Here is a 22,509-nt window from a genome sequence, read left to right on the forward strand (position 1 = left end):
ATGGACGGTCAGGATCTCGGATCGGTCTGGGCCCGCACCCTCACCGCACTGTCCGAGAGCGATCTGTCTCCGAGCTATCGCGCATGGCTGCCGATGGTCCGCCCACTAGCGCTCGTCGAGGGGACGGCGCTTCTCGCCGCACCGAACGAGTTCGCCAAGGACGCGCTGGAGACGCGCCTCAGAAACCTCATCACGCAGGCGCTTTCCCGTGAGCTGGGCAGGGAGATCCGGGTCGCGGTGACCGTCCAGCCGGAGCCGCCGGGAGGGTCTTCCACAGGGCCCGCGGCGGGGCCGGGTGGCCGTTCTGGGGAACCGCTTTCCGCACCCGTCCCTGGGCCTGGCCCGGGGCTCGGCATGCCCGAGCCACCTTCTTCTTATGGCGAGCCGTACGGTGAACGGCAGCACGACGACTGTGACCGGGATCGTCCTTACAACGACGACCAGTCCTACGGTGACTCGTCCTACGGAGAGCGCTCCGATTATGGGGAGCGCTCCGACCGTCCTTATCCAGAGCAGCCCTACAACGACCAGGGATACCGGCCGCAGTCGGGAGTTACCCACAGCCTCGGTCCGCCCGGAGGTTATCCACAGGCTGCGGATGACGACCGCGGTACTTATCCACCCGCCTCACGTCCACCGTCCTATGGGGCCGGCCCAGGCGGGCCTGGCCCAGGCGGGCAGGGTCCCAGCGGGCGCGACCCTTATGAAGGGCGCAGTTTCCCCGGCTATGGCGGGCAGGAGGGTTTCGGCGGCGGTGAGTCGTCTGGACGTCCGCCGCGCTCCCATCTGAACGACCGCACGCTCGGTCCGCTGCGGGGACGGTCAGAACAGCGCCTTCCGGAGCAGCTCCGTCCAGAGCAGCGCCGCCCAGAACAGCAGGGGCACGAGCCTAAGCACGGTGGGGCCGAGGCACCGCTGGGCCATGCGGACGACTTCAACGGCGGCGAATCGTCGTTCACCGGTGGTGAAAAGCAGTACCGGGGCGAGGAGCCCTACCGCGGTGAGGCCCCTTACCGGGGTGAGAGCGGCTTCCGTGATGAAGAGGCCTCCGACCCCAGGGGCCCCACTCCGCCGCAGGGCGCGGCGGGTGGCGGCGCCGGGGCCGGCGCCTCAGCTGGTCCGGGGACGTCCGAGCACGCACGCCTGAACCCGAAGTACACGTTCGAGACGTTCGTCATCGGCTCGTCCAACCGGTTCGCCCACGCGGCGGCGGTAGCGGTCGCCGAGCAGCCGGCCAAGGCGTACAACCCGCTGTTCGTGTACGGCGACTCGGGCCTCGGCAAGACGCACCTCCTGCACGCGATCGGGCACTACGCGCAGAGCCTTTTCAATGGGGCACGTGTGCGCTACGTGAGCTCCGAGGAGTTCACCAACGACTTCATCAACTCGATCCGCGACGGCAAGGCCGACGGGTTCCGCCGCCGCTACCGGGATGTGGACATCCTCCTCGTCGACGACATCCAGTTCCTTGAGGGCAAGGAGCAGACGCAGGAGGAGTTCTTCCACACCTTCAACACCCTCCACAACGCCAGCAAGCAGATCGTGATCTCCAGCGACCGTCCGCCCAAGGAGCTGGTGACGCTGGAGGACCGGCTGCGCAACCGGTTCGAGTGGGGCCTGACGACCGACGTCCAGCCGCCCGAGCTGGAGACGCGGATCGCGATCCTGCAGAAGAAGGCCCGCCAGGAGGGCCTCGCCGCGCCGCCGGACGTGCTGGAGTTCATCGCCTCGCAGATCGCGACGAACATCCGCGAGCTGGAGGGCGCGCTGATCCGGGTGACCGCGTTCGCGAGCCTGAACCGCCAGTCGGTGGACATGAAGCTCGCCGAGATCGTGCTGAAGGACCTGATCCCCAACGACTCGGGCCCGGAGATCACCGCGGCGATGATCATGGCGCAGACGGTCGAGTACTTCGGCACCACGATCGAGGACCTGTGCGGCCCGTCCCGCTCCCGGATGCTCGTCACCGCCCGGCAGATCGCGATGTACCTGTGCCGGGAGCTGACCGATCTGTCCCTTCCCAAGATCGGGCAGCAGTTCGGCGGCCGCGACCACACCACGGTCATGCACGCGGAACGCAAGATCCGCTCGCTGATGGCCGAGCGCCGTGCCATATACAACCAGGTCACCGAGCTGACCGGGCGTATCAAGCACCAGGCCCGCAAGCGCTGACGCGCGCCTTCGTACACACTGTGGACAGACCCTCGCCGGCCCTGTGGACGAGTCGCCTCCCGGCTGTCCACAGCCTGGTGAAGGCAAAGAACCGACAAAATGCGCGCTTCCCCAGAGAACCGAAGCGGCTACTCACAGGTTGTGGAAAACCCTGGGGATTTTCGTGGATAACCCGGTGGACGACCACTGGAAAAGCTGAGGATGAGGAGTGGACGGATGTGGATTCGCCGCACGCCCGCGCCACCGCCCTGGGGAAAACCGGTGGACGACCTGGGGACGGCCTGGGGACGAGGCTGTGGGCGGATCCCGCGATCACGCGGTCGCTGTACACAGGCCGCCGAAACGGCACTCCTACCCGTGGAGAACTCGTGGAAAACCGGGGGATGACTTGGGGATGACGTGTGGGGATGATTTCGCCGTCCCCAGGCCGTGCCGCGCCGTCCACCGGCCACACACAGCCCCAGTGGACAGAGAAACGCGGTCTGACCTGCAGAAACTCGGGTTGTCCACACTATCCACCGCCCCTATTACTAGTACTGCCCTACTTCTCTATCCAAGGAAAGATCCATCTCAAGTCAGGGCCTGGGGACAACCTGCCCCGAGCGCTCCGGCCCGGCCGAGATCACCGCACCCTTGTCCGACACCCGCAGGAGGCTGGTCCCGTTGAAGTTCCGCATCGACAGAGATGCCCTCGCCGACGCCGTCGCCTGGACAGCGCGCACCCTGCCCGTCCGGCCCCCGGTGCCCGTCCTCGCGGGCATGCACCTCGTCGCCGGGGGTGAGGGCAACGACGACCGGCTGACGCTGTCGGCGTTCGACTACGAGGTCTCCGCCCAGGTGTCCACGGAGATCGATGTGGAGGAGGCGGGGACGGCCCTGGTGTCGGGCCGCCTGCTCGCGGAGATCTCGCGCAGCCTTCCTCCCCACCCTGTGGAGGTGACGACGGACGGCGCGAAGGTGATGCTCCGCTGCGGCAGCGCGAAGTTCACACTCCTCACCATGCCTGTGGAGGACTACCCCACGCTGCCGGAGATGCCGCCCGCCGCGGGCTCGGTGGGCAGCGACGAGTTCGCCGCCGCCGTCTCCCAGGTCGCGATCGCCGCCGGCAAGGACGACACGATCCCGATGCTGACCGGCGTCCGGGTGGAGATCGAGGGCGAGACGGTCACGCTGGCGTCCACCGACCGGTACCGGCTGGCCGTCCGCGAGCTGCACTGGAAGCCGGAGCGCCCCGACTTCTCCGCCGTCGCGCTCGTCCCGGCGCGGACGCTCGCCGACACCGCCAAGTCGCTGACCGCCGGCGCCGAGGTGTCGATCGCGCTCGGCGGGACGGGCGGCACCGGCGAGGGCATGATCGGTTTCGCGGGCGGCGGCCGCCGGACCACGTCCCGCCTGCTGGACGGCGACTTCGTCAAGTACCGGTCGCTGCTGCCGAGCGAGTACGCGGGGCTCGCCGAGATCCAGACCGCGTCGTTCATCGAGGCCGTCAAGCGCGTCTCCCTGGTGGCCGAGCGCAACACGCCCGTCCGGCTCTCCTTCAGCCAGGGCGAGGTCGTCCTGGAGGCGGGGACGGGGGACGAGGCGCAGGCCGTGGAGGCCCTTGAGGCGTCTCTGGAGGGCGAGGACATCGACATCGCCTTCAACCCCGCGTTCCTGCTGGACGGGCTCTCAGCGATCGGCTCGGACGTGGCGCGGCTGTCGTTCACGACGCCGACCAAGCCGGCCGTCCTCACCGGGAAGCCCCCGCAGGACGGGGAGAACCCGAACTACCGTTACCTGATCATGCCGGTCCGGCTGTCCGGATAAGGACTGTGCCCTGGGGCATGCCCCGGGGCACGCCGGGGACGACGACTCGCGGGAAGCCGCCCAGGCGGTCGCGCACGCGCGCTTTGGCGCACGCGTGCGCGCGGTAATGAACAGGCAGTTACGCACAGGGTTACGCACAGGAGAGTGAGCTTCATGGAGCTTGGGATCATCGGCCTGGGCAAGATGGGCGGCAACATGGCCGAGCGGCTGCGCCGCGGCGGCCACACGGTCATCGGTTATGACCGTGACCCGCAGGTGAGCGACGTCGGCTCGCTGCAGGAGCTGGTCGACCGGCTGTCCCCGCCGCGCGCGGTGTGGGTGATGGTGCCCGCCGGGAAGCCCACCGAGGAGACCATCCACAGCCTGGGGGAAGTCCTGCAGCCCGGTGACCTCGTTGTCGACGGCGGTAATTCACACTATGTGGACGACCAGAAGCACGGTGAGGAACTCGCCGCCAAGGGCATCGGCTTCGTCGACTGCGGAGTGAGCGGCGGCGTGTGGGGCCTGGAGAACGGCTACGCGCTCATGGTCGGCGGCGACGAGGACAACGTGAAGCGGCTGATGCCCGTCTTCGAGACCCTGAAGCCGGAGGGGGAGTACGGCTTCGTCCACTCCGGTGAGATCGGTGCGGGCCACTACGTGAAGATGGTCCACAACGGCGTCGAGTACGCGATGATGCAGGCGTTCGGCGAGGGCTACGAGCTGATCGAGGCGAGCCCCATCGTCACCCGGGTGCCGGAGACGTTCCTCAGCTGGCAGGAGGGCACGGTCATCCGCTCCTGGCTGCTGGACCTGCTGAACCGCGCGCTCGCCGAGGACCCCGAGCTGGACGACCTGCGCGGCTACGCCAACGACTCGGGCGAGGGCCGCTGGACGGTGCAGGCCGCGGTCGAGCACGCCGTGCCGCTGCCCGCCATCAGCGCCTCGCTGTTCGCCCGGTTCGCCTCCCGCCAGGACGACTCCCCCGCGATGCGCGTCGTCGCCGCCCTCCGCAACCAGTTCGGCGGCCACGCCGTGGAGACCGCGAAGGGCGCCGACTCCCCCGGCGCCGACGTCGCCCCGCCGAAGGTGTGACGGCCCCGCCCGCGAAGTTATCCACAGGATGTGGTTTCCGGGACGGCGCCCCCGCTGTGCCCGGAGGATGACGGGTGATGTCACGGAGCCCCGCCGCCGGCGGGGCCTGTGCGGGGACTCGCGGGCGGGGGTGCGGCGGACATGGGTGCGGGGGACATGGGCAGGGTGCTGAAGGCTCTACTCTCGTGTCTCGTGCACGTCGCCCACCTTTCGCTGCAGGACTTCCGCTCGTACCCGACCGCCGAGGTCGCGCTCGAGCCGGGAGTCACGGCGTTCGTGGGCCCGAATGGGCAGGGCAAGACGAACCTGGTCGAGGCCATCGGGTACGTCGCCGCGCACACCAGCCACCGGGCCGCGACGGACGCTCCGCTCGTCCGGCACGGGGCGCCGCGCGCGATCGTCCGGGCCGGGGTGGTGAAGGACGACCGCAAGGCGCTGATCGAGCTTGAGATCAACCCGGGCAAGGCGAACCGGGCGCGGCTGAACCGGTCCCCCGTCCCCAGGCCGCGCGAGATCCTGGGGATGCTGCGGACGGTGCTGTTCGCGCCCGAAGACCTCTCGCTCGTCAAGGGCGACCCGGGGGAGCGGCGCCGGTTCATGGACGAACTGCTCACCGCGCGGGCCCCGCGCTTCGCCGGGGTGAGGTCCGACTATGACCGCGTCCTCAAGCAGCGCAACGCCCTGCTGAAATCGGCGGCCGCGCATCGGCGCTCCCCCGGCCCCGAGGTGCTCGCGACCCTCGACGTCTGGGATTCGCACCTCGCCCGCACCGGTGCCGAGCTGCTGGCCGCCCGGCTGCACCTTGTGGACGCCTTGCGCCCGCTCGTGGCGCGCGCCTACGCGGCCCTTGCCCCGCACAGCGGCGCGGCCGATCTCATCTACAAGAGCTCGCTGGGCGATGTGGAGTTGTCCACAGACCGTGGACAACTCGCCGAGCAGCTCATGAAGGCGGTGGCCGAGTCGCGCAAGCAGGAGCTGGAGCGGGGCGTGAGCCTCGTCGGCCCGCACCGGGACGAACTCGTCCTGCGCCTGGGTGAGCTGCCGGCGCGCGGCTACGCCAGCCACGGCGAGTCGTGGTCGTTCGCCTTGGGCCTGCGGCTCGCCGCCTTCGACCTGCTGCGCGAGGACGGCGACGACCCCGTCCTCATCCTGGACGATGTCTTCGCCGAACTGGACTCGGGCCGCCGCAGCCGCCTCGCGGAGATGGTCGCCCCGGCCGAGCAGGTCCTGATCACGGCCGCTGTCCCCGCGGACGTCCCGGCCGAACTGACAGGGGGCTCGTATACCGTCTCCGACGGCCAGGTCGTCCGGGACTGACGATGCCGCGCCCTCCGAACAGACCACGCCGCCAGCGGCCACCCCGCACCGGTCTGCACGGACAGACCCTTGGTCGGGCGACACCAAGCGGCGAGGCCACGCAGGGCGATCGGCAGTACGCGAAGGCGGTTGACGGCCCGAAGGGGGATGCGTCCTGCCGGATGCGTCCTGCGGGGGGCGCCCTTGGAACGAGGTGGGAAGGGGCGAGCGCGTGAGTGATGATCCACAGGATGTGGACAAGTCCCCCGAGGGCGGGGCCGCGGACGAGGCCGCCCCGGCCAAGTCGGGGATCGAGCTGGCGCGGGAGGCCCTCGCCCAGGCGAAGGCGGACGCGCTGAAGCGCGGCACGCTCCCCGGCCACCAGAACGGCAAGCGCAAAGGCGGCGGACGCGTCATCCGCGCCAGAGACCCCGGGCGCGGAGGCGACCCCAAGCTGTTCGGCGCCGCCATCCGCGATCTGATGGCGTCCCGCGGCTGGGAGCAGCGCGCGGCCGTCGGCGGCGTGTTCGGCAACTGGGCGGGCATCGTCGGCGCCGAACTCGCCGAGCACACCCGCCCCGAGCACTTCGAGGACGGCGTGCTGACCGTCGCCGCCGACTCGACGACGTGGGCGACCCAGCTGCGCCTGCTCTCCTCGACGCTCGTCCGGCGGCTGAACGAGGAACTGGGGCACGGCACCGTCCGCCGGGTGAAGGTCGTCGGCCCGTCCTCGGGCCCGCGCCGCACAGGCGCCTGGCGGGTCCGCTGACGCCCGCCCACTCTCGTTTGAGGCGCTCTCGTTTGAGGCGCTCTCGTTTGAGGCGCTCTCGTCTGGAGCGCTCTCCTCTGAAGCGCTATCGGAGGGAGTGGGCTCGGAGGGAGGGGCGGCGCGGGGCGGGGCTTGCGTGGGGGTGCCGGTGGTTACGGTTCGGTGACTTGCGGTTACGGCGGCGGGTCTTTGTGGAGGCCCGGGGGCGTTGGGGAGGTGGCTGCGGAGTGTCGGTGGCGGGTGGGAACATCTGTTCGGGATGCGAGGCGTCCAGTTCAGCGGCCAGCGCCACGTAGACCAGAGAACCCCCCGGGGCCTATGGGGGGATGTAGCTCCAGGGCCGAGCGACCGCCACACGCGCACACAGCGCTCGTGAGTGCCACTTTTTACCGCGCCAGCCGGTAGAATGTATTCGGTTCAGGATGCTGCGCCGCCATGGGCCGCCCGGGGCTCTGACCAACACGAACAGAGCACGTCCGGGTGCCCTCATGTGTGTTACGGGGCACACCCGCGCCTCCCTCGGGCGCGGAGCGGCAGACATCCCCGGCAGGAGGATCTCCTTTGGCGTACGACGCTAGTTCGATCACTGTCCTTGAAGGGCTTGAGGCGGTTCGCAAGCGCCCGGGCATGTACATCGGCTCGACCGGTGAGCGCGGCCTGCACCACCTCGTCTACGAGATCGTGGACAACGGGGTCGACGAGGCCCTCGCCGGCTATGCCGACGACATCGTGGTGACGCTGCGGGCCGACGGCGGCGTGAGCGTCGACGACAACGGCCGCGGCATCCCCGTCGGCGAGCACCCGGTGGAGAAACGTCCGGCGATCGAGCTGGTGTTCACCACGCTGCACGCGGGCGGCAAGTTCGACGGCAAGTCCTATGCCGTCTCGGGCGGTCTGCACGGTGTCGGCTCGTCCGTGGTCAACGCGCTGTCCACCCGGCTGGAGGCCGAGGTCCGGCGCAACGGCCACGTCTGGCGGCAGGCGTACTCCTGGCGCGGGCCCGAGGCCGAGCTCCAGAAGGGCGAGGAGACCGACAAGACCGGCACCCTCATCACCTTCTGGCCGGACCCGGAGATCTTCGAGACCACCGAGTGGAACTTCGAGACCCTCTCCCGCCGCATGCAGGAGATGGCGTTCCTCAACCGCGGCCTGGCCATCACGCTGCGGGACGAGCGGCCCGACCACTCCAACGGCGAGCCGCACGTCGTCCGGTACCACTACGAGGGCGGCGTCGAGGACTTCGTCCGCTACATCAACGCGCGCAAGGAGTCCGCCCACGAGTCGGTCGTCTACTTCAGCGACGAGACCGAGGGCATGTCGGTCGAGATCGCCATGCAGTGGAACTCGTCCTACGCCGAGTCGGTGCACACCTTCGCGAACACCATCAACACGGCGGAGGGCGGCACCCACGAGGAGGGCTTCCGGGCGGCGCTCACCACGATCGTCAACCGGTACGCCCGCGACAAGGGCCTGCTGCGCGAGAAGGACGACAACCTGACCGGCGAGGACGTCCGCGAGGGCCTCACCGCGATCATCTCGATCAAGCTGGCCGACCCGCAGTTCGAGGGGCAGACCAAGACCAAGCTCGGCAACACCGAGGCCAAGTCCTTCGTCCAGCGGGCGTGCAACGAGCACCTGCGCGACTGGTTCGAGGAGAACCCGGGCGAGGCCAAGGAGATCATCAACAAGGCGTCGCAGGCGGCGCGCGCGCGGGTCGCGGCGCGGCAGGCGCGCGACCTGACCCGCCGCAAGAGCCTGCTGGAGACGACGTCGCTCCCCGGCAAGCTGTCGGACTGCCAGTCCACCGACCCGGCCAAGTCCGAGCTGTACATCGTCGAGGGCGACTCGGCGGGCGGCTCCGCCAAGGGCGGCCGCAACCCGCACTTCCAGGCCATCCTGCCGATCCGCGGCAAGATCCTGAACGTGGAGAAGGCCAGGATCGACAAGATCCTGAAGAACAACGAGGTGCAGGCGATCATCACGGCGCTCGGCACCGGCGTCCATGACGAGTTCGACATCAGCAAGCTCCGCTACCACAAGATCATCCTGATGTCGGACGCCGACGTGGACGGCCACCACATCAACACGCTGCTGATGACGCTGCTGTTCCGGTTCATGAAGCCGCTGATCGAGGCCGGCCACGTCTACCTGTCGCAGCCGCCGCTGTACAAGATCAAGTGGGACGCGCGCGGCAGCGACGCCGACTACGCCTTCTCCGACGCCGAGCGCGACGCGGTCATCGAGGCGGGGATCGCCGCCGGCAAGCGCGACCCGCGCCCCCGCGACCAGGTGCAGCGCTTCAAGGGCCTCGGCGAGATGAACGCCAACGAGCTGTGGGACACCACCATGGACCCCGACAACCGGGTCCTGCTGCAGGTCCAGCTGGACGACGCCGCCCAGGCGGACGAACTGTTCAGCGTGCTCATGGGCGAGGAGGTCGAGCCCCGCCGGGAGTTCATCCAGCGCAACGCCAAGGACGTGCGCTTCCTCGACATCTGAGGTACCCGCCCGCGCCGGGCCCCGCGTCCGGCCGCCCCTGACCGCGGCTCTTGCGGCTCCCGCGACTCCCACCGGCCCGGATCCCGCAGGCGGACGTACTTCCTTCCCATCGAGCAGAAGAGGTCTTCAGAGTGACGGACGTGACCACAGAGAGCGGCTACCCCGGCGAACGGATCGAGCCGGTCGACATCCAGGTCGAGATGCAGAAGAGCTACCTCGACTACGCGATGTCGGTCATCGTCGCGCGCGCGCTGCCCGAGGTACGGGACGGCCTCAAGCCCGTCCACCGCCGCGTCCTGTACGCGATGTACGACGGCGGCTACCGGCCCGACCGCGGCTACTTCAAGTGCGCCCGCGTCGTCGGCGACGTCATGGGGAACTACCACCCGCACGGCGACTCCGCCATCTACGACGCGCTCGTCCGGCTGGCGCAGCCCTGGTCGATGCGGTACCCGCTGGTCGACGGCAACGGCAACTTCGGCTCGCGCGGCAACGACCCCGCCGCGGCCATGCGGTACACCGAGTGCCGCATGGCGCCCCTGGCGATGGAGCTGCTGCGCGACATCGACAAGGAGACCGTCGACTTCTCCCCCAACTACGACGGCCGCTCGCAGGAGCCGGACGTCCTGCCGTCCCGGTACCCGAACCTGCTGGTCAACGGGTCCGCCGGCATCGCGGTGGGGATGGCGACCAACATCCCGCCGCACAACCTGCGCGAGGTCGCCGACGGCGTCCGCTGGTACCTGGAGAACTACGGCGCGTCCGACGACGAGCTGCTCGAGGCGCTGATCGAGCGGGTCAAGGGCCCCGACTTCCCCACCGCCGGCCTCATCGTCGGCCGCAAGGGCATCGAGGAGGCGTACCGCACCGGCCGCGGCTCCATCACGATGCGGGCCGTCGTCGAGGTCGAGGAGATCCAGGGCCGCAACTGCCTCGTCGTCACCGAGCTCCCCTACCAGGTCAACCCGGACAACCTCGCGCTGAAGATCGCCGACCTGGTGAAGGACGGCAAGCTGGACGGCATCGCCGACGTCCGCGACGAGACGTCCGGCCGCACCGGGCAGCGGCTCGTCATCGTCCTCAAGCGGGACGCCGTCGCCAAGGTCGTCCTGAACAACCTCTACAAGCACACCCAGCTGCAGGAGACGTTCGGCGCGAACATGCTCGCGCTGGTGGACGGCGTGCCGCGCACCCTGCGCATCGACCAGTTCGTCCGGCACTGGGTCGCGCACCAGATCGACGTCATCGTCCGCCGCACCCGGTTCCTGCTCCGCAAGGCCGAGGAGCGCGCCCACATCCTGCGCGCCCTGCTGAAGGCCCTCGACCGGATCGACGAGGTCATCGCCCTCATCCGCCGCTCGCCGTCGGCCTCGGAGGCGCAGCAGGGCCTGATGAACCTGCTGGAGATCGACGAGATCCAGGCGCAGGCCATCCTCGACATGCAGCTGCGCAAGCTGGCCGCCCTGGAGCGCCAGCAGATCACCGACGAGTACGACAAGCTCATGGCGGAGATCGCCGACTACAACGACATCCTGGCCTCGCCCGAGCGGCAGCGGCAGATCGTCGGCGACGAGCTCGCCCCGATCGTGGAGAAGTTCGGCGACGAGCGGCGCACCGAGATCATCCCGTTCGACGGGGACGTGTCCTACGAGGACCTCATCGCCGAAGAGGACGTCGTCGTCACGATCACCCGCGGCGGCTACGCCAAGCGCACCCGCACCGACCAGTACCGCGCGCAGCGGCGCGGCGGCAAGGGCGTCCGCGGCGCGCAGCTGAAGCAGGACGACATCGTCGACCAGTTCTTCGTCACCTCGACGCACAACTGGATCCTGTTCTTCACGAACAAGGGCCGCGTCTACCGCGCCAAGGCCTACGAACTGCCCGACTCGGGCCGCGACTCGCGCGGCCAGCACGTCGCGAACCTGCTGGCCTTCCAGCCGGACGAGCACATCGCCCAGGTCATGGACCTGCGCGACTACGACGTCGCCCCGTACCTGGTGATCGGCACGAAGAAGGGCCGCGTCAAGAAGACCGCCCTGCGCGACTTCGACTCGCCCCGCACCGGCGGCATCATCGCCATCAACCTCGTCGAGGACGACGAGGTGATCGCCGCGCGGCTGGTGTCCTCCGACGACAACCTGCTGATGGTCTCGACCGGCGCGCAGGCGATCCGGTTCCGCGCCGACGACGAGTCGCTCCGCCCGATGGGACGCGCCACCTCCGGCGTCATCGGCATGCGGTTCGAGGAGGACCAGGAGGTCCTCAACATGCTCGTCGTCAAGAACGGCTCCGACGACGTCCTGGTCGCCACCGAGGGCGGCTACGCCAAGCGGACTCCGGTCGACCAATACCCGCTTCAGGGACGTGGGGGTAAGGGCGTCCTCACCGCTAAGATCGTGGAAGCGCGGGGCATGTTGGTAGGGGCGCTTATGGTCGGCCCCGACGACGAGGTGTTCGCGATGACGTCCAACGGCGGCGTGATCCGTACCACCGCCGCCGAGATCAAGCAGTCCGGCAGGCAGACCATGGGCGTCCGCCTGATGAACCTCGCGGACGGCAACAGCGTCGTGGCGATCGCGAGGAACGTGGAGTCCATCGTGGACACCGAGGACGCCGACGACGCCGAAGGGGGCGACGGTGAGTGACGTATCCTGCATCGTCACCGAGCCGCTAGGCCAGGAGGACACGTGAGCACCGAGCCCGGCAAGAACAAGGGCGGGTCAGGCCCGGAAGCGGACGGCGCCGGTAAGAAACCGGCTACCGGATCCGGGTCGGGCAAGTCCGGGAAGAAGCCGGCCAAGACCGTCGCCGCGGCCGCCAAGTCCGGGCGGGACGAGACGACCGTCGACATCGACCGCGAGGCGTCCACGAGCGGCTCGGGCGCGGACACGACCAGGACCGACCTCGCGAAGATCGAGGCGAAGGACGCCGACACTCCCGAGATCGCCCCGGTCAAGGACACCGCGGACGACACGCCCGACCCGGCGCCGAAGTCCGCGTCGTCGGCGCCGAAGTCGCCGCCGAAGTCGGCGTCCTCCTCGCCCTCGTCGTCCTCCTCCGGCCCGGCGGGCTGGGCCAAGCCCGCCGAGCCGCCCGGTTCGGTCTCGGCAGGACGTACGGAACCGGCCGGCAAGCCGTTCAACTCCTCCGGCCCGGCCGCCGCTGCCGCACCCGCCGCCTCCGCCTCGAGCGGCTCGGGCCGGGGCGGTTTCGCGGGGACCGTCCTGAAAGACCGTCCCGCCACCTCAGCGGCCGCGTCGACCTCCGTCGCGCCGGCGAACTCGGCCAAGCCCGCCAACGGCAAGCCGGCCCGCAAGGCCCAGCTCCAGCTCGCCCGGCTCGAGCCGTGGTCGGTGATGAAGTTCAGCTTCGTCATGTCGCTGGTCTGCTTCGTCGTCCTGCTCGTCGCCGTGATCGTCCTCTACACGATCCTGTCCGGCCTCGGCGTGTTCGACGCCATCAGCGACACGATCAACAGCCTCACCAAGGAGCAGGGCGAGACCACCGGCAGCGTCGACGCCGGCAGTTGGTTCTCCTTCTTCCGCGTCTTCGGCTACACGGTCCTCGTGGGCGCCCTGAACGTCATGCTCATCACCGCCCTCTCCACGGTCGGCTCCGTGATCTACAACCTCGCCGCCGACCTGGTGGGGGGCGTCGAGGTCACCCTCAAGGAGGCCGAGTAGCCCCACACCGCCGCCGCCCGGCAATCGATTTCCGGTTGTCCGCCCAGATGGGGTAACCTCTCGTTGCGCCGCCAGGGGCGGCGGCACACTCCGGGCCTATAGCTCAGTCGGTTAGAGCGCATCCCTGATAAGGATGAGGCCGGTGGTTCAAGTCCACCTAGGCCCACCAGTTCAAAGACCCCCGCCGGGTACCGGCGGGGGTTTTTTGACGGGTGCCGGTCACCGGACGGCGGCGCCGGGCCGCGCATCGCTGCGTGGCCACGCGTATCGGTCGCCGGCCCGCTCCACTCGGGGTCACGCAGCCGAACTGGACGAGCCGACGCCGTCGTAACGGTGGCCTTGCCGCTAGGCTGCTCCGCCAGGCCCACTTCGGAGTTGGCAGTGATGGTCGGAGGTCTACCAGGCCAGGAGGCCAAGGTCGTTCGTCCAGTCGGGCGCTTCACCTTGGCCCCTCCGTCTGGGCTGCTAGTGCAAAGCGCAAGTGACGGCGGACGGGGGCTCATTCGGAGCGCGTTGCGCGGTGACCGTCGATGAGCTGAGATCAGGCTCAGGAGTACGTCCAAATGTCCTTGCCGCCGCGGAGCGCCTCAATCAGGGTTCGGCTGTAGCCGCTCGCCTCGACCACGTCGTTTATTCGGTCCTTGGGGGCGTGGTGTGGCAGAAGTTCCTTGACGATACGTGCGATCGCCTCCCGAACGTCGTGCAGCTCTCTCGCCATCAGACGCTCTTGCTCGCCAAGGCGCTGCAACTCCTGATAGCGCCAGTCGGAAGCCGGCTTCCCTTCGCTCATGCACCGCACTGTAGAGCCAGCCGTCAGGGCAGAGCAGGGCAGAACTGGCGCAGCCAGCGTCAGGCCACTCGGCACAGTCGCAAGGGGGTGGACGGCAGTGACGGCGGCAGTGACTGCAACAGTAGCGAACCCCGCCGAACCTGATCAGCGTTGGGGAGAAGGTCAGCACGGCAGCACGCGTCCGGCGCGGGCGGGCCTTGTGGGTCAGGGCTTTATCCAGAGTGCGGGAGTGTTTCTCCACAGGTTGTGGATAAGTGGCTTCAGGTGGCGGGTTCCGTCGCGTGGAACTCGTGGACGACTTCGATGCGGCCGACGATGTGCTCGTTGAACTCCTCCAGTTCCGCTGCCGGGACCCAGAGTTCCAGGATGGTCCGTCCGCCGGCCTGGCGCACGGGGTAGCGCTCGGCGAAGGCCGCGTCCACCTGGAACTTCGTCACGAAGCCCGAGCCGTGCGCGGGGACGTTCCAATCGCGGGCGATCTTGATCGCGTACTCCTCGTTGAGAACCGGATAGAAGATCGGCTGGTCGGGGAGGCGCGGAGGCCAGGCACGCCACTCCGCGGCGCGCAGCAGCTCCAACTCGGCGGGGCCGACCGGGCGCCAGAGGGTCATGGTGGGCATCCGCACATTCTGCCGGTGCGGCCATGCCGGTTCCGTGAGCCGGGCTGCTGGACGTCCTAGAAGCCTTTCTCGTCGTACTGCCGCACATCGACCGCCGAGTCCCGGCAGCGGCGCTCCCATGGGCGTTGAGGGCTCTGGAGGCGCGGGCGGGGTCTCGTTGGAAACTGTTCTGGCGGCTTCCGTTGCGGTGTGCTGGTTGAAGTCCAGGACGCATCCCAGCCTTCATTGTCCACAGTCTGTGGAAAACTCTCGGGGTTCATTCGCCTTCGGGGCGGCCGGTGAGGTTGCGGCTCTCGCCTTGGCCCGCGATGACGCGGCATCGTCATCATCCTCTCCTGCGCCTTCGAGTGTGCGGGCGACGCGTCACTGATCTTGGATCGGCTCCGGTCGTGGTGCTCTGTAGATTGGAGTAATCAAGTTTGACTAACGCCTGCGACTCGACCTACGCTCCGGGGATGAGCGAGAAGGCGATCCCGATTTTTCCGTGCCGTTCGATCGAGGCGACCTGGGAGTTCTATCGGGCCCTCGGCTTCGAGCAGACCTCCTGGCAGACGCGTCCCAACCCGTATCTCGGAGTCCGGCGAGGCGACCTCGAGCTGCACTTCTTCGGGTGGCGGAAACACGATCCGGCGACGTCCATGAACATGTGCTACGTGGTCACCGCGGCCGTGGACGAGCTGCACGAGGCATTCCGAGGCGGGCTCAAGAAGTCGCTCGGCCGGGTTCCCACGCGAGGACTTCCCCGGATCAGCGCGGTGCGGGACATGTCATACGGGGTCCGGCAGTTCCTTCTCAGCGACCCGGACGGGCTCCAGCTCCGCATCGGCCAACCCATCTCGGACAACCTGGAGCACGCGCCGATACCGACCGAGCCGGTGGCCAAGGCGCTCCACATGGCCGCTCTCCTCGGCGGCGACTCGAAGGGGGACCATCGGGCCGCAGCCCGGCTTCTCGATCGCCTGCTGGACTCGGGTGAGCCCCTGACCCCGTCCGAACGCCTCAGAGCCTTGGTCCTGCGAGCCGACGCCGCCGTCCAGATGGAGGACTGGGGCCGCGCCCGCACGCTCCTTGCCGACGCCCGCGGCGTCCCCGTCGAGGACCCGTCCGTCCAGGTAGATGATCTACGGCGGCTCGCCGACCTGGAGGACGCCCTCTCTGCCTGAGGGGCTCGCTCGGCTGGGGACGCAGCTGGGGATTTCCGGTGGGCAGCGTTGTCCACCGATGCGCCGGGGTTGTGGAGGAAGTTCACCCACAGGCTGTGAACGGGGTGTGGGCAAAGGTGGCCCGTGGCGGCCCTTCTCGCAGGTCAGCGGGTTTTCCACGACGTGGACAACTGGTCGTACCGGTTGGGGGCGACCTGGGGAAGAATGGTGGACGCGGAGTCGGCCGGTTGTACCCAGGTTGTGCACGGAAGTTATCCACAGGTTGTGGATTCTGTGCACGGCGGCTTGATCCTGTGGACGATGGATGGGACGGCGTGAGTCGCGCCGTGCAGACCGTGGAAAGCCCGGCTGTTCTGGGGATCCGCCTGTGGACGCGGCCTCCGGACAGCCTGCTGCCAGGGGGGAGAAGATGTGCGTAGAGTTTTCCCACAGCCTGTGGATGACGGCCTTCAAACCCTGTCCGCCGCCCGCGCGCGGGCCTCGGAACGAGTTCGTCCGGCCCCGGATGATCCACACCGCAGGACGAGATCGGCCCGAGGGCGTGTTGCCGTTCACATGGCGCACGCACGCCGTAGATTCCGTACCGGCACCAGACTTCAGTCGACCCCCGCGCCACACCCGGCGGGACAGGGCTTCAACTCCCTGCGCCGGCCTGGGGGCGGTGCCGTGAAGACCCGTCCGACCTGCGAACATCAGTTCGAACGCGTGCTACTCTCCCGGCATGGGGCACTTGCTGAACGAGCCGGTCCGGACGGAGCACGACCCGGCGGGACGGCTCACCGCGTACGAGTGGCGGGGAGCGCGCTACGCGGTGGACAGAGTGCTGAAGACCTACGGCACGGCCCACGAGGGCCGGGTCTACCGGGTACGGGTCACCGGCGCCGAAGGCGTGGCGGTGGCGGAGCTCGGCCGTGACCAGAACAGCTGGCGCCTCCGGCACATCTTCTCCGCCTGACACCCCGCCCGCCCCCGCTGCGAGCGGCTCCGACGCCATGGAGCCGCAGACGCCCCCACCAACCACCCCGGACGCCGGGACCACCCCTGCCCCCGGCCGCAGCAAGCCAGGCTCGACCAAGTCTGCGCCTGGGCCCCCGCCGGAACCCACAGGAACTGCCACTGGTGCCAGAGAGCGCGATGCGCGTGGAGGTGCAGGCGCCGGAGCGGCTCGGCTGCTAGATGCGGGCGACCCGACCACTGATGCCGGTGCCGAGAAGGGCGTTGACCAGACCCTGTGGACGCGCGTCGGAGGAATCCAGGGTGCGCCGCTCGACCTGCTGACCGCCAGGATCGGCCGTCGGCACTATGCGCCGCACACCCACGACGAGTACGCCATCGGAGTGACGGTCGACGGCCTGGAGACGATGCGCTACCGGGGCGAGAAGATCTATTCGGCGGCCGGAAGCGTCGTCGTGGTGGAGCCGGGGGAGGCGCACACCGGCGGTCCGGCGCGTCCGGACGGGTTCGCCTACCTGTGTCTCTACCCGGGCGCCGAACTGCTGGGCGCGGCGACGGCGGCGGAGCCCGGGGCGATGGCGGGGGAACCGCACTTCCGTGAGCCGATCATCGACGACCCTCGGCTGGGTGAGGCGCTGCGGCAGGCCCACCGTGCCCTTCGCCTCGGTGAAGACCCGCTGGAAGGCGAGTCCCGCCTGCTCGGAGTGCTCGGCGCGCTCATCCGGCGGCACGCGGTGCACAGGCCGGCTGCGATGCCGCCACGCGGCCGAGCCGATGCCGGGCGGATCGCCCGTCAGGTCGCGACCCGTCTGTCGGACGAGCTCACCGCCCCGCCCACGCTCGCCGAGATGGCGGCTGACCTCGAACTCTCCCGCTACCAGTTGCTGCGCGCCTTCCGCGACGCGATGGACATGCCGCCGTACGCGTGGCTCGCCCAACACCGGGTGACGCGAGCCCGTGCACTCCTGGAGGTCGGGCATCGCCCGGCCGAAGCGGCGACGCTCGTGGGGTTCGCCGATCAGGCGCACCTCACCCGGTGGTTCCGCCGCGTGCTCGGCATCACCCCGGGCGCATTCCGCACCAGCGTTCAGGAGAGCGCGGTGCGCCGCCCTCCCCCCTGGTGATGTCCGGCCGGACCTCCCGGGCGCTCGTCGCGGCTGACCGCTCCCGGTGTAACGAGAGATCGCACTCGACCTCCAACTGAAGACCGAAGACGACACGCTCGCGCCCTGCGACCGGCCGCCCGCCGACCGGCCGCCCGCCGACCGGCCGCCCGCCGAGGGGGAGCCAGCCGACAGCCGGGAGGTCTCGTCCAACGCGATCAGGGCAGCGGTCAAAGGCAGCCACGCATGGCTACGCAGGGGACGCGGCAGGTGGGCGTCCGCCGCAACAGCGTTCAAGACCGGGTGGGCCGGCGTCTTGCACCCTGGGTGATGTCCGTCCTGGGCGTGCCGTGGAGAGGCGACGGCGCAGGGAGCGCGGCCCGGAGGTCGGGGCCGCGACGCAAGGTCATTGTCGGGGCCCGTCACGCGGGGTTGGTGTCCAGTGGCGACGGTGCGCTGGGGCGGACGGATCGAACGGAGGTCGTGTTGAGTCGTCGTGGCTGGATGCTGTTCGCGCTGATGGGCGTGCTCTGGGGCATCCCCTATCTGTTGATCAAAGTGGCGGTCGAGAGCGTCTCGGTGCCCATGGTGGTCTTCACCCGGACCGCGCTCGGCGCCCTCGTCCTGCTGCCGCTGGTGCTCCGGTCCGGGCAGTTGGACGTGGTCCGCCGGCATTGGCGTCCGCTGCTGGCGTTCACCGCAGTGGAGATCCTCGGCCCGTGGGCGCTGCTGTCGGACGCCGAGAACCGGCTGACCAGCTCCATGACCGGCCTGCTGATCGCCGCCGTCCCCATCGTCGGGGTCGTGCTGGCGAGGCTCACCGGCGACGCCGAGCGGCTCGGCCCGGTGCGCTGGCTGGGGCTGCTGGTCGGCCTGGCCGGCGTGGGCGTTCTCGCGGCCCCGCATCTCAGCGGCGGCAGCGCGTGGGCGATCGGCGAGGTCATGCTCGTCGTCCTCGGGTACTCGATCGCCCCGATCATCACCATGCGCAAGCTGCAGGACCTGCCCAGCCTGCACATGGCCGCGTTCGCCCTGGCCATCGCCGCGCTCGTCTACACCGGCCCCGCGATCGCCACCTGGCCGGAAACGATGCCGAGCGGACGTGTGCTCGCCGCGCTCATCGCGCTCGGCTTGATCTGCACGGCGCTGGCGTTCATCGTGTTCTTCGAACTGATCCGGGAGGTCGGCACGTCCCGCGGGATGGTGTTCACCTACGTGAACCCGGCCGTCGCGGTCGCCGCCGGAGTCGTCTTCCTCAGCGAGCCCCTGACGGGCACGATCATCGCCTCGTTCCTGCTCATCCTGGGCGGCTCCGTCCTCGCGACCGCCCGTCGCACCGCACCCTCGGCCGCCGAGCCGGCGACCGAGGAGGTGATGCGCAAGGAAGCGAGATCCGCCCCAGAGCCCGCCTCAGGATGAGAGCGATCGCGGTTGACGTGTCCGGGGCGGCGCCTTACACGCGGGCACATTGCCAGGGCCCGCCCCCCGACTCGCGTTGCCGACTCAGCGGAGGGTGACGGTGAAGCGGTGCGGGCGGCTGGTGTTGCCGGACGGGTCGGTCGCGCGGTACTCGATGGTGTGGCGTCCCTTGCCGAGCTTGCCGTAGGTGAGGCCGTCGATGACGGTGCCGTTCGCGGTGAACAGCCAGGGGGCGGACGAGTCCGTCGGCCAGCCGAAGTAGTTGAACCAGCCGTCGCCGTCCACGCGGAACTCCGGGACGACCACGCCTGACCGGTCGTCCCGACCGGTCAGGCGCATGGTGAACGGGCCGTCGAAGACGTATTCGGGCGTGTGCCCTTGCACGACCCGCGCCGCCTTGGACAGCTCGTATGCCACCGCTGGACGTTCCGCGTCGATCGTCCACACCCGCCTCTTGGAGCCGACCCTGGCGACGAGCGTGTGCGTGCCTGCGCGCAGCCGGAACCGGCTGAGGTCGATGTCCCGGTCGCCGCCCGGTACGCGGCGGCCGTCGAGTTCCCAGCGCACCTTGGGGATGACGCGAAGCGGATGGGTCGTTTCCGCGAACACGACCGACTCGGCATTCACGGGCTGGTTGGTCGGCGTCGACGAGGTGAAGTCGACGGTGATGGTTGCCGGCGGTGTCCTCAGGCCGGTGTCCACCGTCCATGAGCGGGTCTGTGTGAGCGCGGCCGACGACCGTATGGCCGGGTCCCGGACGAAGCTGGTGGGGTCCGTGACGGTCACCGTGACCGTGTGCGTGCCCTTCTTGAGGCGCAGCCTGGACAGGTCGAGGTTGGAGCCCTTCCGCACGGTTCTGCCGTCGACCGCCCATGCAACGGACAACTGGTGCCCGGCCGGATGCATCGTCTCCACCCACAGGACGCGGTCGTCGCCCACCGGAGTGTCCGTGGGGGTGTGCGCTTGGACGAGGCTGACTTTGCCCGATATCCGCTCGGTCATCTGCTCCCGCGCGACTTGGTCGTAGTAGTAGCCGAGCGTTTTCATCATCGAGTGCCGGCTCGGCCTCCATACGCCCTTACTGGAGTAGAGGCCGCCCTCGTAGCGTCCGATGGTGCCTCCGGCCTCGCTACGCTCACCCAGCCAGCGCCACCACTTCCTCTTCTGCGCCTTCATCTCCTGCTCGGTAAGCAGCGTGTGATGGACGGACGCAGGCTCAGGACCGCTGTACGTCCCACCAGGCACGCCACGCTGGTAGTAGTCGTACTCGTCGTTCAGCCCGCCTAGCGAATGCCCGAGCTCGTGCGGGGCTATGAGAGCGGACATCGCGTTGCCACCGGATGCCGTCGCATACGTCCCGCCTGCACCGCCGTAGGTGTCGCTGTTGGCCAGCGCGAGGATCTGCCGGTTTCCTGCCGTCGCCCCTTGGACGAGATCCGCGTACGTCTTGGCCGCCACAGAGTCCATGACGAGAAGGCGCTGAATGCCGTCGTCTCGGCACCCGCTCCAGAACGCCATGTGCAGCGGTGTATTACGACGCCCCGACGACAGGTCCGGGTCGCAGCTCACCCCTGACTCAGCTGACGGGATCTCCACCGCGTACACGTTGATGTAGCTGCGATACGACTTGAACGGCTCGATCGTCCACAGGTCGTTCAGGTGCTTGGCGAGGTGCGTGCGGAACGTCGGCATGTCCGCCGGCGCGTAGCCGTCGCCCAGCACGATCAGGTTGAAGCGCTTGGCAGGATCACCGGTGACCTGGATCGGCACCACCGTTGCGTCCGCAGGGGCCGCCGCCCGCGCGGGCGCGGCGACCACCAACGGCAGAACCGTCACCGCTGCCGCGCTGATCACGATCTTCTTGCCCGTCCACATGCGCAGACCTCCTCGGGAGGGGCGCACGCGGCAGCCGCGGTACGGCCGGACGCTGCGCCAGGCCCGTCCCACTGATCAAGCGGGACACGCCCGGATTATCGCCGGAGTATCCGAATTTGTCGCTACCGCTTGCCGCGCTGCCCGTCCGCGAGCCCCTCCGCGATGCGCTGCCCGCCCGCACGCCGCTGCACGGCCGCGGACAGGGCCGGCGCGACCCCGCCGAACCGGGCGCCGAGCCGCAGCCCGAGCGGCGCGACGTCGACCTCGGCGATGTTGCGCTCGACGGCCCGGATCGTCGCGCGCGCCACGTCCCGCGGAGACCGGGTCCCGACGCCCTTCGGCAGCGTCACACCGGCGTCCGCGAACATCCCCGCGTCCCGGATGAACCCGGGGAAAACGGTCGACACGCCGACGCCGTGCGGCCGCAGATCCTCGCGCAGGGCCAGGGCGAACCCCCGCATACCGAACTTCGTCGCGTTGTAGAGGGACGCGTGCCCGGACGCCGTCTTCCCGGACAGCGACGACACGAACACCAGATGCCCGCGGCCACGATCGGCCATCTGCGCGGCGGCGAGCTTTGCCATCACGATCGGGGCGCGCAGGTTGACGTCCAGCGTCCGGTCGATCTCGGTGATCGAGTAGTCGCTCAGCAGCCCGGACGCCGGCAGCGCCGCGTTCGCGACGAGCACGTCCACCCGCCCGGCCTCGTCGAGCAGCTTCTCCGCGGCACCGCGCTCGGCCAGGTCGGCGGCGATGGCGCGGCCGCCGAGCCGGTCGGCCAGCGGTTCCAGGACGTCCGTCCGCCGACCCGTCAGGACGACCCGGCCGCCCCGGTCGGCAAGCGCGCTCGCCAGCGCCTGCCCGATCCCGCCGGTCGCCCCGGTCACCAGGACGGTCGCTCCGCGCAGTTCCATCCCGAGATGATGGCGGATCACAACCCGATGCGCCATAGCAGCAGGACGATCGACGACAGCACCAGGCCGGCCGTGCCGAGCGGTACGTCCCCCATCGCGATCAGCGCGGCGCAGGCGAGGGCGATGATCCCCGCGACCAGCACCAGCCCCCGGCTCCCGGACCGCCCCTCCTCCGGCGCGTCGCGCTCGAACTCGCGTTCCCAGCTCCGGAAGTCGTCCTCTGCCATTGGCACTCCAGAAGGTCGTCCCCTCGGATTATGCGGCGCTCCGGACGTCCCGGCGAGGGACGGCACATCAGACGACCCGTCCGATAACGGTGAGCGGGGTGCGGACCGCCCGGCAACGGTTGCTAGGCTTCCAAGAACCTGGGGG

Annotated in this window: 17 protein-coding genes and 1 tRNA gene; 13 read left to right on the forward strand and 5 right to left on the reverse strand. The window is 69.4% G+C overall.

Annotation, left to right across the window (positions count from 1 at the left end):
- From dnaA to HUT06_RS00045, 9 genes are all read left to right on the forward strand, one after another.
- A complete protein-coding gene (dnaA, locus tag HUT06_RS00005; RefSeq protein WP_176193791.1) occupies nt 1-2,172 on the forward strand; it encodes a chromosomal replication initiator protein DnaA in 2,172 nt (723 codons plus the stop codon).
- Nucleotides 2,173-2,835: 663 nt separating this feature from the next.
- Nucleotides 2,836-3,978, forward strand: a complete 1,143-nt coding sequence (gene dnaN / locus HUT06_RS00010; RefSeq protein WP_176193792.1) for a DNA polymerase III subunit beta — start codon at nt 2,836-2,838, stop codon at nt 3,976-3,978.
- Between the two features lie 3 nt (nt 3,979-3,981).
- Entirely contained in the window at nt 3,982-5,052 is a 1,071-nt protein-coding gene (gene gnd, locus HUT06_RS00015) for a phosphogluconate dehydrogenase (NAD(+)-dependent, decarboxylating) (RefSeq protein ID WP_302931874.1), read from the forward strand.
- A gap of 192 nt (nt 5,053-5,244) precedes the next feature.
- Nucleotides 5,245-6,369, forward strand: a complete 1,125-nt coding sequence (gene recF / locus HUT06_RS00020) for a DNA replication/repair protein RecF (protein ID WP_176193794.1) — start codon at nt 5,245-5,247, stop codon at nt 6,367-6,369.
- 211 nt (nt 6,370-6,580) lie between these two features.
- A complete protein-coding gene (locus tag HUT06_RS00025) occupies nt 6,581-7,117 on the forward strand; it encodes a DUF721 domain-containing protein (RefSeq protein ID WP_254714887.1) in 537 nt (178 codons plus the stop codon).
- Nucleotides 7,118-7,678: 561 nt separating this feature from the next.
- Nucleotides 7,679-9,616, forward strand: a complete 1,938-nt coding sequence (gene gyrB, locus HUT06_RS00030) for a DNA topoisomerase (ATP-hydrolyzing) subunit B (RefSeq protein WP_176193795.1) — start codon at nt 7,679-7,681, stop codon at nt 9,614-9,616.
- Nucleotides 9,617-9,747: 131 nt separating this feature from the next.
- A complete protein-coding gene (gene gyrA / locus HUT06_RS00035) occupies nt 9,748-12,261 on the forward strand; it encodes a DNA gyrase subunit A (RefSeq protein WP_176193796.1) in 2,514 nt (837 codons plus the stop codon).
- A 42-nt stretch (nt 12,262-12,303) separates the two neighbouring features.
- On the forward strand, nt 12,304-13,299 hold the full coding sequence (locus HUT06_RS44240; RefSeq protein WP_254714888.1) for a DUF3566 domain-containing protein: 996 nt from the start codon (nt 12,304-12,306) through the stop codon (nt 13,297-13,299).
- A gap of 92 nt (nt 13,300-13,391) precedes the next feature.
- Nucleotides 13,392-13,468: transfer RNA gene (locus tag HUT06_RS00045), tRNA-Ile, on the forward strand.
- A gap of 378 nt (nt 13,469-13,846) precedes the next feature.
- Here the strand turns inward: HUT06_RS00045 and HUT06_RS00050 are convergent.
- A complete protein-coding gene (locus HUT06_RS00050) occupies nt 13,847-14,089 on the reverse strand; it encodes a hypothetical protein (RefSeq protein WP_176193797.1) in 243 nt (80 codons plus the stop codon).
- Between the two features lie 260 nt (nt 14,090-14,349).
- Nucleotides 14,350-14,709: a hypothetical protein gene (locus tag HUT06_RS00055; protein ID WP_176193798.1), complete on the reverse strand. Its 360-nt coding sequence runs from the start codon at nt 14,707-14,709 to the stop codon at nt 14,350-14,352.
- 455 nt (nt 14,710-15,164) lie between these two features.
- On the opposite strand from HUT06_RS00055, the gene HUT06_RS00060 reads away from it, so the two are divergent.
- The 4 genes from HUT06_RS00060 (at nt 15,165) to HUT06_RS00075 (ending at nt 19,348) form a co-directional block, all read left to right on the forward strand.
- Nucleotides 15,165-15,872 (forward strand): VOC family protein, encoded by a 708-nt coding sequence (locus HUT06_RS00060; protein WP_176193799.1) that lies wholly within the window; start codon nt 15,165-15,167, stop codon nt 15,870-15,872.
- 721 nt (nt 15,873-16,593) lie between these two features.
- Nucleotides 16,594-16,827 carry a hypothetical protein gene (locus HUT06_RS00065; protein ID WP_176193800.1) on the forward strand — a complete coding sequence of 78 codons (234 nt, stop codon included), beginning with the start codon at nt 16,594-16,596 and terminating at the stop codon, nt 16,825-16,827.
- A 274-nt stretch (nt 16,828-17,101) separates the two neighbouring features.
- Nucleotides 17,102-17,950: an AraC family transcriptional regulator gene (locus HUT06_RS00070; protein WP_302931875.1), complete on the forward strand. Its 849-nt coding sequence runs from the start codon at nt 17,102-17,104 to the stop codon at nt 17,948-17,950.
- A 465-nt stretch (nt 17,951-18,415) separates the two neighbouring features.
- A complete protein-coding gene (locus HUT06_RS00075) occupies nt 18,416-19,348 on the forward strand; it encodes a DMT family transporter (protein ID WP_176193802.1) in 933 nt (310 codons plus the stop codon).
- An 84-nt stretch (nt 19,349-19,432) separates the two neighbouring features.
- Here the strand turns inward: HUT06_RS00075 and HUT06_RS00080 are convergent, their stop codons facing one another.
- The 3 genes from HUT06_RS00080 to HUT06_RS00090 all read right to left on the reverse strand — a co-directional run bounded on the left by HUT06_RS00080 (nt 19,433) and on the right by HUT06_RS00090 (nt 22,364).
- Nucleotides 19,433-21,223 (reverse strand): M64 family metallopeptidase, encoded by a 1,791-nt coding sequence (locus HUT06_RS00080; RefSeq protein WP_176193803.1) that lies wholly within the window; start codon nt 21,221-21,223, stop codon nt 19,433-19,435.
- A 122-nt stretch (nt 21,224-21,345) separates the two neighbouring features.
- A complete protein-coding gene (locus tag HUT06_RS00085; RefSeq protein WP_176193804.1) occupies nt 21,346-22,137 on the reverse strand; it encodes an SDR family oxidoreductase in 792 nt (263 codons plus the stop codon).
- A gap of 17 nt (nt 22,138-22,154) precedes the next feature.
- Nucleotides 22,155-22,364, reverse strand: a complete 210-nt coding sequence (locus tag HUT06_RS00090) for a hypothetical protein (RefSeq protein WP_176193805.1) — start codon at nt 22,362-22,364, stop codon at nt 22,155-22,157.
- Nucleotides 22,365-22,509 lie beyond the last annotated feature (145 nt).

It is taken from the genome of Actinomadura sp. NAK00032 (genome assembly GCF_013364275.1).
Lineage (GTDB): Bacteria > Actinomycetota > Actinomycetes > Streptosporangiales > Streptosporangiaceae > Spirillospora.

Excerpts from the sequence above, each read along its gene's own strand:
- dnaA (WP_176193791.1), top strand. The coding sequence starts at position 1 with ATGGACGGTCAGGATCTCGGATCGGTCTGGGCCCGCACCCTCACCGCA.
- HUT06_RS00050 (WP_176193797.1), bottom strand. The coding sequence starts at position 14,089 with ATGAGCGAAGGGAAGCCGGCTTCCGACTGGCGCTATCAGGAGTTGCAG.
- HUT06_RS00055 (WP_176193798.1), bottom strand. The coding sequence starts at position 14,709 with ATGCCCACCATGACCCTCTGGCGCCCGGTCGGCCCCGCCGAGTTGGAG.
- HUT06_RS00060 (WP_176193799.1), top strand. The coding sequence starts at position 15,165 with ATGAGCGAGAAGGCGATCCCGATTTTTCCGTGCCGTTCGATCGAGGCG.
- HUT06_RS00065 (WP_176193800.1), top strand. The coding sequence starts at position 16,594 with ATGGGGCACTTGCTGAACGAGCCGGTCCGGACGGAGCACGACCCGGCG.
- HUT06_RS00080 (WP_176193803.1), bottom strand. The coding sequence starts at position 21,223 with ATGTGGACGGGCAAGAAGATCGTGATCAGCGCGGCAGCGGTGACGGTT.
- HUT06_RS00085 (WP_176193804.1), bottom strand. The coding sequence starts at position 22,137 with ATGGAACTGCGCGGAGCGACCGTCCTGGTGACCGGGGCGACCGGCGGG.
- HUT06_RS00090 (WP_176193805.1), bottom strand. The coding sequence starts at position 22,364 with ATGGCAGAGGACGACTTCCGGAGCTGGGAACGCGAGTTCGAGCGCGAC.